Below are 11,866 nucleotides of genomic sequence, written 5' to 3'. Positions count from 1 at the left end.
GGAACTATTTTAGCACCTCTAAAATCTTATTAACTTTAGTAGCTCCTTTAAACTTTTGTTGCAATTTTTTATTAGCATTATATACTACAATGTAGGGTATTGAATTCACATCAAAAATTGTAGCAAACTCTCCCTTTATATCTTCTAAAAAAATGACATTATCTTTATTATACAATTGATGTTTTTTTGCAAATCGTAAAATATTATCTTTCTTCTCAAAAGAAACAAAGACTAATTGGGTATTTTTAAAATCATGTAAATGTTCTTGTATTTTTGTAGCTTCTGATTGACAATAATCACAATCGGAATTAAAATACACAAATACTATAGGTTTATTTTTTAAGTTATTTTGAGTAAACTTTATTCCTTGCATATTAAAAAAAGAAAAGTCAGGAATTGTTTTTATTCGTTCTTCAATTTCTAATTTATCATTAATTTTATTAATTATTCTATAGCCTAAATAACCAGCACTACTTAAAAGTACAAGTGCTAGTAATAATTTCTTTTTCATTTATTCTTTTTTACATTTAGTTTTTGACTTCGACCAAACCAATAATTAGGTTAAGTTAAGTGTTAAGAACATTACCAAGCCAAGCCAAATAATTAAACCTGCACCATAACTTACAGCAACAATTTCAAAGCTTTTTGAATACTTATTTTTGAGTAATTTATGTAAACCATATACCAATACAAAAAAATAGGCTATTTCAAATAAATTAATAGTTTGCATAGGGTAAATAAGCCAAGGCTCTATATTTTTAATATCTAAAAAATTAATATAACTCAAAGGATAATACTGTTGAATATCTTGTAAAGTATATTCTACTTTTATAAATAAAAAATAGATTAATCTAACAAAACCTACAAATACCAACACAAACTCACCTATTAATGTAACTCTAAATAATTTTATAAATTTTATCTTATTTTCTGTATCATAGAAAAACACCCCTATATTTAAACATAAAGTTATCAAACTAGTTCTAATAATAATTAGAACAAAAACAAAAACATATGGCATCCAAGACCATTCTTTTTTACTCTCTATTAATTCCTTAATTTGATCACCTGATAATTGTTCGAAATAAATTTCGTATATTAAATTATCTATAAACAAAACCCTACTATTGATAAAAACACAAAAAAAGGAAACACCTAAAATTGTAATAAGTATATTTTTAGTTTTCAACTTTGTTTGTCTTTTTAAAAATATGTAACAACAAGTAAACTAGATTCTGAAACAGCATAAGAAATCTCACATATAAAATCAGAATTAAGAAAATTTACAGCAATTATCACTCTACTCTAGTCAACCTTAAATAATTTTTGCTCCCTATTGTTTGCCAAAATACTATTATAGCTAAAGTGCTTACCATAGCCATTGATAAATAAATATTAATTATATCAAATATTAACAAAACCCAACCCAATATAAAACAAGAAGCTATTAGAATAAATAAACCGTTTTGAACCTGACTCGTAACATTAAATCTAACCTTGTTAATTTCTTTATCTAATACTACTTTATTTGAATAGCAATTATTAATCTTTATATATAATTCAGATGAAGTATTCTTAGTATTAACTTTTTTTATAGTTTCAAAAGGCTCTATATAATCAATAAAAACACCATCAATATATACTTTAAGAGGTCTAGGCATTATTAATAAATTTTTTTCTCTATTTATAACTATTTCCATTATTTCTTAATTTTAATTTCTTCTTAATTATAATAAGGTTTTATGCATTTCATAAAACCTTATTAAAGTTTAACAACCTGCCTTCCTTGCTACATAGGCAGCAGCAGCAATTGCAAGAGAAATACCTCCTCCAACTCCTGTCCACCAAGATGATACACCAAAAATCAAAGCCGCTCCAGACAATCCATCAGCTAATCCTGGAAAATCACACCCTCCTTTAATAATCTCCATCTGATTTAATTCTAAATTTTTCATATTAAAATAGTTTTTAATAAAAACACTATTAAAAACAGTACAAGTTTTATCATTTAATAGTATTTAAAATTCATAACATCCTACGATTTCTTTTAAGTCACACATAGCTTTATGACTTGTCATTGCAATAACTAGGATAAATTTCTAGCTTTATTTTATTTTACACAAAACACACAGGTTATAAATAATAACCTATGGTTTTAAAATATAGCTCTAAGTTTTATTTTACTCAACACTAGCTATTTAAGATTTTATTTAATAAATTTACTAAGCTATATTCTCCCCGACTTTACGTATAAGTAATTTATAGTTTTAAAAACTATAAGTATTAAAAAGTTATGGACGAGAATATTAAAATTATTACAGAAAATATACGATTAGAGCGTTTTAAAAAAAGGCTCTCTCAAGAAGCAATGGCTAATCTACTTCAGATTAGTCAAAATGCTTATAGCAAAATAGAAAGTGGTAAAACAACATTAACTATAATTCGTTTACATCAAATTGCTAAAGTTTTGGAAGTACCTTTTGAAAAATTATTTTTGGGATAGGAGCATAAAAAAAAACATAATGACATATTCCATTATAGCTTTTCTTTTTATTTAATAATAGTCTTTTATAGTAATAGCTTTAACTATCTTATATTATTGAATTTTTTTCCACTTATCTTTATAAGTCGGAGCAATTTTTTCTAAAACACTTCGCATTTCTTGACTTTTATTACTTGGCTTTCCATCTGAAAACACACTTGCAATTTCATCACCTTTAGCATCTAAAAAAACACGAATCATATAATTTCCAATAGCTATGTTATGTAGTTTATCTAATGTTATAACATTTGTTTCTATCGCTTCTTTTGCTCCTTCTGTATTATCAGAAAAAATATCAAACCCTTTTCTATGATAATTATAATAAATAGCACGTAAAGGACTAAATTTAGATGATAATAAGTTATCTATCAAAGCAAAACGATTCTGTTTTCCTACTTGATTCTGCCAAGATGTTTCTCCATTAGACTGCGCTTGCAGCATTATATTTTCTGCCTGTTGCAAATAATTTGTCCCTCCTTTTAATGCAAAAGTATCTGCATCTACTCCGATAATAACATATACATAGAATGCGATTGTTGATATTAAATTAGATTCGTAAGCATTAGGATTAAAATTTAACGGATCAAATTCATTATAACGAAAATTAAAATTTGTATCGTTTATATTTAAAATTGGAGTGGCATATGTTGAGTTATATACCGGTCGAGTTGATTGTATTTGCAAACTAGCACTAAAATTATTTCCACTTTGCTCGTTTACTATAATTGTAAATGCACAATTAATACGTTCTTGCTGTTTAAATTTTTTATTTGTCCATTGCTTATCATTAATAAACTCTGTTAATGATTTTTGTAATGTTTCATAAACTTGCTTATTACTACTCTGAACTTTATCTGCATTTATAGTAATTAATGCATTTAATTCTTGTGATTGAGTTGTAAAAATTGATGATAAAATAAAAATTAAAAAAAGGAACTTACGCATTTAATTTATGTATTATTTCGTTAATTATATCTTTTGATACTTCTTTCTTCGATTTTAACTCGAATGACTTTTCATTAAAATCAGCATCAATAATAGTAATTTTGTTAGTATCGGTTGCAAAACCTGCACCTTTGTCTTGTAACGAATTTAATACAATTAAATCTAAATTTTTACGTGCAATTTTATTTTTTGCATTTTCTACTTCATTATTGGTTTCCAATGCAAAACCTACCAACAATTGATCTTTCTTAATCTCTCCTAATGATTTTAAAATATCTTTTGTAGGCTCTAACTCAATAGTTAACGTTGTATCTTTCTTTTTTATTTTCTGAGAAGCAATATTTTTTGGTCTATAATCTGCAACAGCTGCTGATAAAATAGCAATATCAACATCTTTATAATATTTATGACACGCTTCGTACATGTCTTGTGCCGACTTTACATCTATCCTATGGATAAAAGAATGTTTTACTTCTTGATGCGAAGGACCAGATACTAAAAACACTTCTGCTCCTAAATTAGCTGCAGTTTTTGCTACTTCAAAACCCATTTTTCCTGAAGAATGATTTCCTATAAAGCGAACAGGATCTATTGCTTCATAAGTAGGACCCGCTGTTAATAATATTTTTTTTCCTCGAAGCGGTAATTTCGAAACGATATCTTTTTCAATAAATGATACGATATCTTCTGGTTCAGCCATACGTCCTTCTCCCACTAATCCACTTGCTAACTCACCTGAGGCAGCAGGAATTAAAATGTTTCCAAAACTTTGTAGGCTATTTATACTATCTTTAGTAGATGGATGTTGATACATATCTAAATCCATTGCTGGAGCAAAATATACTGGACATTTTGCAGATAAATAAGTTGCTAACAACAAATTATCGCAATTTCCATTTGTCATTTTAGACAATGTATTTGCTGTTGCTGGAGCAATTATCATTAAATCTGCCCACAATCCTAAATCAACATGGTTATTCCACAATTCATTTTCATCTTCTTTTTCATAAAAAGTAGAATGAACTGGATTTTTTGATAATGTAGATAATGTAAGTGGAGTAATAAAATCTTTAGACGCAGGAGTCATTACTACTGTAACTTCTGCGCCAGATTTTATAAATAAACGAACTAAGCTCGCAGTTTTATATGCAGCTATACCAGCGGTAACGCCAAGTAGAACTTTTTTACCGCTTAATACAGACATATTATTCTGCGTCTGGTGTTCTGTGGTATACTTTGTCATTTAACCATTCTTCAACTGCAATTGCATGTGGCTTTGGTAAACGCTCATAAAATTTAGAAACTTCAATTTGTTCTTTATTTTCAAAAACTTCTTCTAAACTGTCATTGTAAGTAGCAAATTCATCTAATTTATCTACTAACTCTTTCTTTAAATCAGAATTAATTTGTGTCGCTCTTTTAGCTATGATTGAAATAGCTTCATAGATATTCTCTGTTGGAGCTTCGATAGCTTCTTTATCATAAGTTATTGTACTTAATGCTGCTTTCGTTTCTTTATAATCCATTTTCTAACTTTTAACTAATTGTTCTTGTTCTTTATTTAATGCTGATAACATTTCATTAGATTCTTTCATGTATTTAGACTCAGGAAAGCTTCTTTTTAATTTATCATACGCTTTTATAGCAGTTTTTATTCTTTCCGCTTTTCTACGTCGCGTGCTCTTTAGTACGAAATCATGAGCTGCTTTTAAACGAAAATATAAAGCTTCTTCTTTATATTTAGTCCCTAAATAATCTGATAATAAATTATCAAAAGCTACTATTGCTGCTCTATAATTTCTTGAATCGTAATCTGCTGTATTATAATAGGTTTTTGCTATTTCAAATGCCTTTTTTTCTAGTTTTGCACGTAATTCAGCATAATACTTATTTGCTTCTCCTAATTTTTCTGAATCTGGGTAATTATCTATAAAACCTTGGAAAGCTTCTAATGCTTTATCTGTATCTGTTGGATCTAAACTAAAACTTGGAGCCGCTTTATAATAACTAAAAGCAGATAAAAAAGCTGCTTCTTCTCTTTTAGAACTTTTAGGATAATTTCTTGTAAATCTATTAAAGTAATATCCAGCTAAACTATAATTCTTTTCGTTAAAGTTTGATTGAGAAACCATAAATTGTATACGTTCCATTTGAGGTTTACCTCTGTAAGATGGTGTAATTTTCTCAAACAAACGTAAGGCTTTACTGTACTTTTGTGCTTCGTACATTTTCACAGCCATTTTATATTGTTCCTCTACAGTTCCTTTATTCAATACTTTTTGATATTGTCCACAAGAAGACAATACTAAAAGCATCACTACTAAGTACGCTAAATTTTTAATTTTTTGCATCTGGCAAAATTAGTGATTAATTATGGATTATTAAAACGATTTTTTACTCTAAATAGAGCATTGCAATAAACTATAAAATCTGTTATAAAAAATCCAAAGAATTCCTAAATGTTTGTTAATCTTACTCTGTAGCGTTTGCAGCTCCTTGAACTACTATTTGCTTTACATCATTATCAAATAAATATAACCCACCTTTATCGTCTCCGATTAAATTAATTTTATCTAAAATATTTCTTGCTAATGCTTCTTCTTCTATTTGTTCTGAAACATACCATTGTAAGAAATTATGAGTCGCATAATCTCTTTCTTCTAAAGTTATATGAACTAAATCGTTAATTGATTTAGATACCATTACTTCATGATCAAATAATGTTTGAAACATATCTTTAAATGAACCAAACTCTAATGGTGGCGCAGCTAAAGCTGAAACTTGTGCATGCCCTCCTCTTTCATTTACAAATTTCACTAATTTAAGCATATGCATACGCTCTTCATCTGAATGTGCATACATAAACTGCGCTACTCCTTCAAAACCTTGAGTTTCTGCCCAACATGCCATTGATAAATATACTTGTGATGACTCTGCTTCTATTTTTATTTGCTTATTTAAAGCTTCTTCTATTTTTTTTGATAACATATTTTACTTTTGATTATACAAAGATGCTAAAAAAAGACTACAATTAAACAATTGTAGCCTTAGTTATACTGAATTTTTGCTTAGATAAATTATAGATTATCTATAAAGTCTGATATTTTAGTTTGTAATTCTTCTGTTGCGGTAACTAAAGGCAAGCGTACTTCATCTAAACAAATTCCTTGCTTAAGTAATACAGCTTTAATTCCTGCAGGATTATTTTCTTCAAAAATATAATCTATAATATCCATTAGTTTATAATGAATCTCATATGCTTCTTTATTCTTTCCTTCTAACCCTAATTGAATCATTGTTGAAAATTCTTTAGGTAATCCTTGTCCTATTACTGATATTACTCCAGATGCTCCTGCTAACACAACACCTAAAGCTAAATCATCATCTCCAGAAATTACTAAAAAATCTTTTGGTTTATTTTTTAACAATTCTAAATATTGTTGTTGATTATTTCCTGCTTCCTTTACTGCTATAATATTTTCAAAATCTCTAGCTAAACGTAAAGTTGTAGCAGGCTCCATATTTTTTGCCGTTCTACCAGGTACATTGTATAAAATAATTGGTTTCGGGCTTGCTAATGAAATTGCTTTATAATGCTGATAAAAACCTTCTTGTGTTGGTTTACTATAATAAGGAGCTACAGATAATATTGCATCTATATTTGATAAATCTAACGATTTTAATTCATCGACCACAACTTGGGTATTATTTCCTCCAACTCCTAAAACTAAAGGTAGTCTTCCTTTATTCTCATCAACTATTACATTGATAATTTTTTCTTTTTCCTCTTTTGTTATAGTACCGCTTTCTCCGGTAGTTCCGTTAATAACTAAATAATTAATTCCGTTATCAATATTAAAATTCACTAACTTTCTAAGTGCATCAAAATCTACACTTAAATCTTCGTTAAAAGGAGTAACTAAAGCAACTCCAGTACCAACAAACTTTTGCATTATATTTTATTTAAAATCGTTAAATATTTTTTTAATTCTTGATTTAAAACTGCTTCATTTTGCCCTTCATCTGATATAACAATATCATATAATCTATCATCAATATTTGCAAAACCCGCTTTTAAATCCGATTGCGATAACAAAGTTACCATATTCGAATATAAGTTAGGCTCCTTTGTGTAATTAATAAGTAAATCGTAATCGTTTTTAACGAACTCTTTTAAATTGTCTGATTTTAAACTAGCGTTAAAACCAAAATCATTATCTGTGAAAAACAAAGGTGACTCTTCATCTTTTTTTGAATACTCTCTATAGATTAACACTGTAATATTTTCTTTTTTAAAAGGAAACTTACTTGTTAAGTTTGATATCATTACGTTCATCAAAGACTCATTATCTAATAAAATAGCAACGCTTTTTATTAAATTACTTTTATGTGTTTTGTTTATTTTTTTATCAACAAAACTATCATACGACTTCTGTATAGATTTATATTTAAATTTACTTATCATTTTTCAAAATTACGAACGCTAATGTACATTATTTATCAACTATTTCTAATAACAAAAATTGATTTAATTGTTTTCCATAAACTTGAAAATTATCATCTGACACTAATATCAATGATTGATTTCCATTTGAGAGTTTAGGACCTAGAGTAATTCCTTCAATATTATCTATAATTCCATCTGTTAATTCGTTTTCAACGCTATTAAAGTCAAAAATTAACTCTTTTTTTAACGGTAAAAACTTTTCTTTTTTTAATGACTGAAAACTTAACGTATTTGTTGTTTCTTCATTAACAGTAGCTTTAAAAATCCTAATTGTATTTCCATAACTACTATAACCACTTTGATATATTCTTTCTACAACGAAAAATTTATTTTTTGTATATTCTAAAATTGCAGTTACTCCATTTAGATTAATTTTACCTTTAGCTGGCTTGTCTATTTTTTCTAACTGATATGCAAACTGTTTTGTAGCTTTCCTTGTATCGTTATCAAAATAAGTAATTCTAATTGGCGATTGCGTTTTATGAAATGTTGGCTCTTCCCCATCTGCTTCCAAAGGAGCTTCCATAGCTGCCCAAAAACCTTTATTATCTATGCTCTTTGATGAACTTTCAAAAGCTGCATTATGTTTTGGTTTTGCCTTAGATTTTGCTTCAAAATAACTCGGAACTAATATTTTTTCTTGAAATTCCCCTGCCATATCTGCTATAAATATTGATGGGTCTTTACCTTTTCTAATTGATCCTTCGCTAACAATATTTAATTGGTTATTATAAACTAAGATAGATTCTAAATCGAGAATATTCTCTTTATAAAATTGACTTGTAGTATCTTTTATTTGAATCGTTTTTTCAAACTTTACTGATTTTATTGAATCTTCCTTAATAAGGATATCTCCAACTAAAACTCTTGGGTTTCTAGCATCGTCAACAACCATATAATATTTATTATTATAAAAATCGATTCCTGAAATTCCTCCAACAATTGCATTTTCAAATTTCAATGAGTCTTTAACTATAAACTCATTTAAAAATTTCAATGATATCTTTTCTGTTTTACACCCTGTTAAAACTAAAAACACTAATATGTAAAAAATATTTTTTTTCATACGGCAAAAATACTATTTTATATAGATGTAAGGAATAAAAAAGAGCTCGTCTAAAACAATAAAACCAATAATAATGAAAAAATATTTACCACTTATTTTAAAATTAATTGCTGCTATTATTATGCTACAAACGTTATTTTTTAAATTTACTGGTGCTCAAGAAAGTATCGATTTATTTACAAAACTAGCTAGAGAAAATGAAGCTAATATGAGAATTGGAACTGGTGTTTTAGAACTTATTGCTTCAATTTTATTATTTATCCCTAAGAGAACTTGGTTAGGAGCTATTTTAACTATAGGTTTAATGGGAGGTGCTATTATGGGCCATATAACTAAACTTGGTATTGTGCACAATAATGATGGTGGTGGTTTATTTATTTGTGCTGTAATAACCTTAATTTCAGGTGCTATTTTATTAATTTTAAACAGAAAAGACATTCCATTTATAGGAGAAAAATTATAACACTCAACTTTATAATTTGTTAACTAAAAAGCGGGTTTAGAATATTTCTAAACTCGCTTTTTTTTAATACAATTTCATTACCATATTGAAAATCTGATGGATTTTACTTAATGGAATATCCTTTACTGGATTTATCATTAACAACTTAACAAAAGTTCTATTTCCTTGAACTAAATCTGGATGCTCTATTTGAACTCCTTTTCCGATTGCTATATAAGGAAACTTTGTTTTTTTGTCTACCCACAAATAGCAAAATATTTTATTCTGATACATAAAACAAGGCAATCTATATTTCCATTCTTGCTTTAATTCCGGGTGGTAATTTTGGATAATACTTTTTAACGCTAACAAACAGCCTTTTATTGGCTCTTCTTTTTCGAAATAAAAATTATCTAAATCTGTCATTAATTATACTGCTATAAATATTTCAGCTTCACCGTTTGTTGGGTTCTGGGCTTTACTTCCATATACTTCAAAATCTGAAGTATAGGTTCTGTTAATATCTGAATTCCAAATTTTCATCCATTCATCAACTACAGCTGTTTTTGTTAAATCTCCTTTTGCTGTAAACTTTTCATAATTAGAAGTTTCTATCTTTTTACCCATCATGCCTTCTGGTATGGCTTCTAAATTTTCTACTCTATATCCTAAGATCATCGTATAAGGCTTAGTATGATCTTTTTCGTAATCGGTATAAACTGCATAACTCTCATCTCCTACTCTATTTGTGAGTTTGTTTATGATTCCTTCCGACATAAATTTTTGCCATAATGCAGGTATATCTTGCATTGCTTTTCCGTTTTCATTTGTAGTTCTAATTGAAATTCCGACTACGTAAAATGCTTCTTTTTTTAATGTATTCATTATTCTAAATTTTAATGTTTATACAAAAATAGAAGTGACTTATGACAACGGTTTGTCAGGGGTATTAGAATATTTTTCTATGTAGATTTTAAAATATTCTTCTAGAGTCATATTATGAGATTCGAAGTGTTCTCCTGTAATTATTACTTTTTTTATACAATCTATTCTAAATGCTCTAAATTCATTACGTAGCCTGCAAAAAGCAATTAATAACCAATTCAAATTAGTACTATACATTGCAAATGGTTCTATAATTCTTTTTGTAGATTTATCTTGAAGTGAATGATATTCTATTTCTAATAATTGAAAATTAGTTATTGCAGTTTGTAACTGCATTAAATAATTACTCGATTGTTCTTTTTCTTGATTAAACCGAAATACGACTCTTTTTGAAAGCAAATCTGCTTTATCCTTTTGAGAATATTTTAAAACTGCTTTTATCTTAGTAATTGCATTTGAATAGTTATCTACAAAAGAGGTGTCTTTGTTTTTTAAGATCAATTGTTCTGCTGTAATTAAAGCATTTGCCTCTTCTTCTGAAAACATTACAGGTGGCAACTGATATCCTTCTTGCAAAAAATACCCTTTACCTTCTTCGGTAACAATTGGCACTCCCGAATTTTCTAATGTTCTAATATCTCTATAAATAGTACGGATGCTTACATCGAATTTTTCTGCCAATTCTCTTGCTGTTATCAATCGTTTGGATTGCAACAATGTTACCAATTGTGTTAATCGAGAAAGTCTTGGCTTTTCCATTTTTAAAAACTATTGATTTTTTGCAATCATTGCTTTTACTATTAAATACTGAGATACTATGTATAATGTTATTATAGCTATATCAAAAAGTCTTTTTGGGCTGTAAAAATTATTTAATGCTATTAAACTATCGGATGCTATAAATAAAATTGCTCCTAATAATAACCATAAATTTATTGTTGATTTTTCTTGCTGATAATTTAATAATGCGCAAGTTCCAAAAGCCGAAATTGCAATTCCATATACAATTACTGGTACTAACATTTCTCCCAGATTATCTTTAATTAAAAACAATACTCCTGCAAATAATGCTACGAATATAATTGCCGCTTTTAGTATTTTGTTTGCAGATTGCTTTTTTAAAAGTTGCGAAGTCATTTTTACATACAATACATGTGCTATTAAAAATGATCCCAATCCAAAAACAAAATAATTTACTTTGTCTAGCAAAAAAACATCTCCCCAAAAAGAGAAGAATAATGCTGAAACTAACCAAAAATTAGGCTTTTTTACTGACACTAAATACACAATAACTAATAGTGTCATTAATAATGGTTTAAAAATAATTTCTAAACTTTTATTCTGCGTAATTACTGCATATACATCTAGTATAGCTACTAATAAAAATAGGATTGATGTTATGGTGATTTTAGTTTGTCTGGTCATATTAATTTATTTTTAGGTTACTTCACTTCTCTTGCAATGACTCTTATTCTTCTT

18 protein-coding genes are annotated in these 11,866 nt (G+C 27.7%); 2 read left to right on the top strand and 16 right to left on the bottom strand.

Features of this window, described 5'->3' with window-relative positions; translation table 11 throughout:
• Positions 1-4 precede the first annotated feature (4 nt).
• From Q0881_RS05240 to Q0881_RS05225, 4 genes are all read right to left on the bottom strand, one after another.
• Positions 5-511, bottom strand: coding sequence for a redoxin domain-containing protein (locus Q0881_RS05240; RefSeq protein WP_299157486.1), 507 nt, complete (start codon positions 509-511; stop codon positions 5-7).
• A gap of 45 nt (positions 512-556) precedes the next feature.
• On the bottom strand, positions 557-1,189 hold the full coding sequence (locus tag Q0881_RS05235; protein ID WP_299157484.1) for a hypothetical protein: 633 nt from the start codon (positions 1,187-1,189) through the stop codon (positions 557-559).
• Positions 1,190-1,295: 106 nt separating this feature from the next.
• Positions 1,296-1,700 (bottom strand): hypothetical protein, encoded by a 405-nt coding sequence (locus Q0881_RS05230; RefSeq protein ID WP_299157482.1) that lies wholly within the window; start codon positions 1,698-1,700, stop codon positions 1,296-1,298.
• Between the two features lie 69 nt (positions 1,701-1,769).
• Positions 1,770-1,955, bottom strand: a complete 186-nt coding sequence (locus Q0881_RS05225; protein ID WP_299157480.1) for a hypothetical protein — start codon at positions 1,953-1,955, stop codon at positions 1,770-1,772.
• A 338-nt stretch (positions 1,956-2,293) separates the two neighbouring features.
• Between Q0881_RS05225 and Q0881_RS05220 the strand changes: the two genes are divergently transcribed.
• Positions 2,294-2,503 carry a helix-turn-helix transcriptional regulator gene (locus tag Q0881_RS05220; RefSeq protein ID WP_299157478.1) on the top strand — a complete coding sequence of 70 codons (210 nt, stop codon included), beginning with the start codon at positions 2,294-2,296 and terminating at the stop codon, positions 2,501-2,503.
• 93 nt (positions 2,504-2,596) lie between these two features.
• Here the strand turns inward: Q0881_RS05220 and Q0881_RS05215 are convergent, their stop codons facing one another.
• The 8 genes from Q0881_RS05215 to Q0881_RS05180 all read right to left on the bottom strand — a co-directional run bounded on the left by Q0881_RS05215 (position 2,597) and on the right by Q0881_RS05180 (position 9,060).
• The gene (locus Q0881_RS05215; RefSeq protein ID WP_299157476.1) at positions 2,597-3,487 is read right to left on the bottom strand and encodes a DUF4835 family protein; all 891 of its coding nucleotides are present in this window, start codon (positions 3,485-3,487) and stop codon (positions 2,597-2,599) included.
• Positions 3,480-4,691 carry a bifunctional phosphopantothenoylcysteine decarboxylase/phosphopantothenate--cysteine ligase CoaBC gene (coaBC, locus tag Q0881_RS05210; protein WP_299158131.1) on the bottom strand — a complete coding sequence of 404 codons (1,212 nt, stop codon included), beginning with the start codon at positions 4,689-4,691 and terminating at the stop codon, positions 3,480-3,482. Before coaBC ends, Q0881_RS05215 begins: the two co-directional genes overlap by 8 nt.
• A gap of 1 nt (position 4,692) precedes the next feature.
• A complete protein-coding gene (locus Q0881_RS05205; RefSeq protein ID WP_299157474.1) occupies positions 4,693-5,013 on the bottom strand; it encodes a DNA-directed RNA polymerase subunit omega in 321 nt (106 codons plus the stop codon).
• 3 nt (positions 5,014-5,016) lie between these two features.
• Positions 5,017-5,838: an outer membrane protein assembly factor BamD gene (gene bamD / locus Q0881_RS05200; RefSeq protein ID WP_299157472.1), complete on the bottom strand. Its 822-nt coding sequence runs from the start codon at positions 5,836-5,838 to the stop codon at positions 5,017-5,019.
• A gap of 121 nt (positions 5,839-5,959) precedes the next feature.
• Entirely contained in the window at positions 5,960-6,475 is a 516-nt protein-coding gene (locus Q0881_RS05195) for a ferritin (protein WP_299157470.1), read from the bottom strand.
• An 89-nt stretch (positions 6,476-6,564) separates the two neighbouring features.
• Positions 6,565-7,440 carry a 4-hydroxy-tetrahydrodipicolinate synthase gene (gene dapA, locus Q0881_RS05190; protein ID WP_299157468.1) on the bottom strand — a complete coding sequence of 292 codons (876 nt, stop codon included), beginning with the start codon at positions 7,438-7,440 and terminating at the stop codon, positions 6,565-6,567.
• Positions 7,440-7,952 (bottom strand): hypothetical protein, encoded by a 513-nt coding sequence (locus Q0881_RS05185; RefSeq protein WP_299157466.1) that lies wholly within the window; start codon positions 7,950-7,952, stop codon positions 7,440-7,442. Before Q0881_RS05185 ends, dapA begins: the two co-directional genes overlap by 1 nt.
• Positions 7,953-7,980: 28 nt before the next feature.
• Entirely contained in the window at positions 7,981-9,060 is a 1,080-nt protein-coding gene (locus tag Q0881_RS05180) for an esterase-like activity of phytase family protein (protein ID WP_299157464.1), read from the bottom strand.
• 73 nt (positions 9,061-9,133) lie between these two features.
• Here Q0881_RS05180 and Q0881_RS05175 point away from each other — a divergent pair, with 73 nt between their 5' ends.
• Complete coding sequence (locus tag Q0881_RS05175) at positions 9,134-9,523, top strand: DoxX family membrane protein (protein WP_299157462.1); 390 nt, start codon at positions 9,134-9,136, stop codon at positions 9,521-9,523.
• A 63-nt stretch (positions 9,524-9,586) separates the two neighbouring features.
• On the opposite strand, the gene Q0881_RS05170 is transcribed toward Q0881_RS05175, so the two are convergent.
• The 4 genes from Q0881_RS05170 to Q0881_RS05155 are packed head-to-tail and all read right to left on the bottom strand — an operon-like array spanning position 9,587 to position 11,812.
• Complete coding sequence (locus Q0881_RS05170; protein WP_299157460.1) at positions 9,587-9,928, bottom strand: DUF1801 domain-containing protein; 342 nt, start codon at positions 9,926-9,928, stop codon at positions 9,587-9,589.
• A 3-nt stretch (positions 9,929-9,931) separates the two neighbouring features.
• Positions 9,932-10,387, bottom strand: a complete 456-nt coding sequence (locus tag Q0881_RS05165; RefSeq protein ID WP_299157458.1) for a GyrI-like domain-containing protein — start codon at positions 10,385-10,387, stop codon at positions 9,932-9,934.
• Between the two features lie 39 nt (positions 10,388-10,426).
• Positions 10,427-11,146: a YafY family protein gene (locus Q0881_RS05160; RefSeq protein ID WP_299157456.1), complete on the bottom strand. Its 720-nt coding sequence runs from the start codon at positions 11,144-11,146 to the stop codon at positions 10,427-10,429.
• A gap of 9 nt (positions 11,147-11,155) precedes the next feature.
• Complete coding sequence (locus Q0881_RS05155; protein WP_299157454.1) at positions 11,156-11,812, bottom strand: lysoplasmalogenase; 657 nt, start codon at positions 11,810-11,812, stop codon at positions 11,156-11,158.
• Between the last annotated feature and the right edge of the window lie 54 nt (positions 11,813-11,866).

It is taken from the genome of uncultured Tenacibaculum sp., from assembly GCF_947494125.1.
Classification (GTDB): domain Bacteria; phylum Bacteroidota; class Bacteroidia; order Flavobacteriales; family Flavobacteriaceae; genus Polaribacter.
This window is presented reverse-complemented; position numbering and strand designations above follow the sequence as displayed.

Coding starts and splice junctions, on each gene's coding strand:
- Q0881_RS05240 (WP_299157486.1), bottom strand. CDS start 511: ATGAAAAAGAAATTATTACTAGCACTTGTACTTTTAAGTAGTGCTGGT.
- Q0881_RS05230 (WP_299157482.1), bottom strand. CDS start 1,700: ATGGAAATAGTTATAAATAGAGAAAAAAATTTATTAATAATGCCTAGA.
- Q0881_RS05225 (WP_299157480.1), bottom strand. CDS start 1,955: ATGAAAAATTTAGAATTAAATCAGATGGAGATTATTAAAGGAGGGTGT.
- Q0881_RS05220 (WP_299157478.1), top strand. CDS start 2,294: ATGGACGAGAATATTAAAATTATTACAGAAAATATACGATTAGAGCGT.
- Q0881_RS05215 (WP_299157476.1), bottom strand. CDS start 3,487: ATGCGTAAGTTCCTTTTTTTAATTTTTATTTTATCATCAATTTTTACA.
- coaBC (WP_299158131.1), bottom strand. CDS start 4,691: ATGTCTGTATTAAGCGGTAAAAAAGTTCTACTTGGCGTTACCGCTGGT.
- Q0881_RS05205 (WP_299157474.1), bottom strand. CDS start 5,013: ATGGATTATAAAGAAACGAAAGCAGCATTAAGTACAATAACTTATGAT.
- bamD (WP_299157472.1), bottom strand. CDS start 5,838: ATGCAAAAAATTAAAAATTTAGCGTACTTAGTAGTGATGCTTTTAGTA.
- Q0881_RS05195 (WP_299157470.1), bottom strand. CDS start 6,475: ATGTTATCAAAAAAAATAGAAGAAGCTTTAAATAAGCAAATAAAAATA.
- dapA (WP_299157468.1), bottom strand. CDS start 7,440: ATGCAAAAGTTTGTTGGTACTGGAGTTGCTTTAGTTACTCCTTTTAAC.
- Q0881_RS05185 (WP_299157466.1), bottom strand. CDS start 7,952: ATGATAAGTAAATTTAAATATAAATCTATACAGAAGTCGTATGATAGT.
- Q0881_RS05180 (WP_299157464.1), bottom strand. CDS start 9,060: ATGAAAAAAAATATTTTTTACATATTAGTGTTTTTAGTTTTAACAGGG.
- Q0881_RS05175 (WP_299157462.1), top strand. CDS start 9,134: ATGAAAAAATATTTACCACTTATTTTAAAATTAATTGCTGCTATTATT.
- Q0881_RS05170 (WP_299157460.1), bottom strand. CDS start 9,928: ATGACAGATTTAGATAATTTTTATTTCGAAAAAGAAGAGCCAATAAAA.
- Q0881_RS05165 (WP_299157458.1), bottom strand. CDS start 10,387: ATGAATACATTAAAAAAAGAAGCATTTTACGTAGTCGGAATTTCAATT.
- Q0881_RS05160 (WP_299157456.1), bottom strand. CDS start 11,146: ATGGAAAAGCCAAGACTTTCTCGATTAACACAATTGGTAACATTGTTG.
- Q0881_RS05155 (WP_299157454.1), bottom strand. CDS start 11,812: ATGACCAGACAAACTAAAATCACCATAACATCAATCCTATTTTTATTA.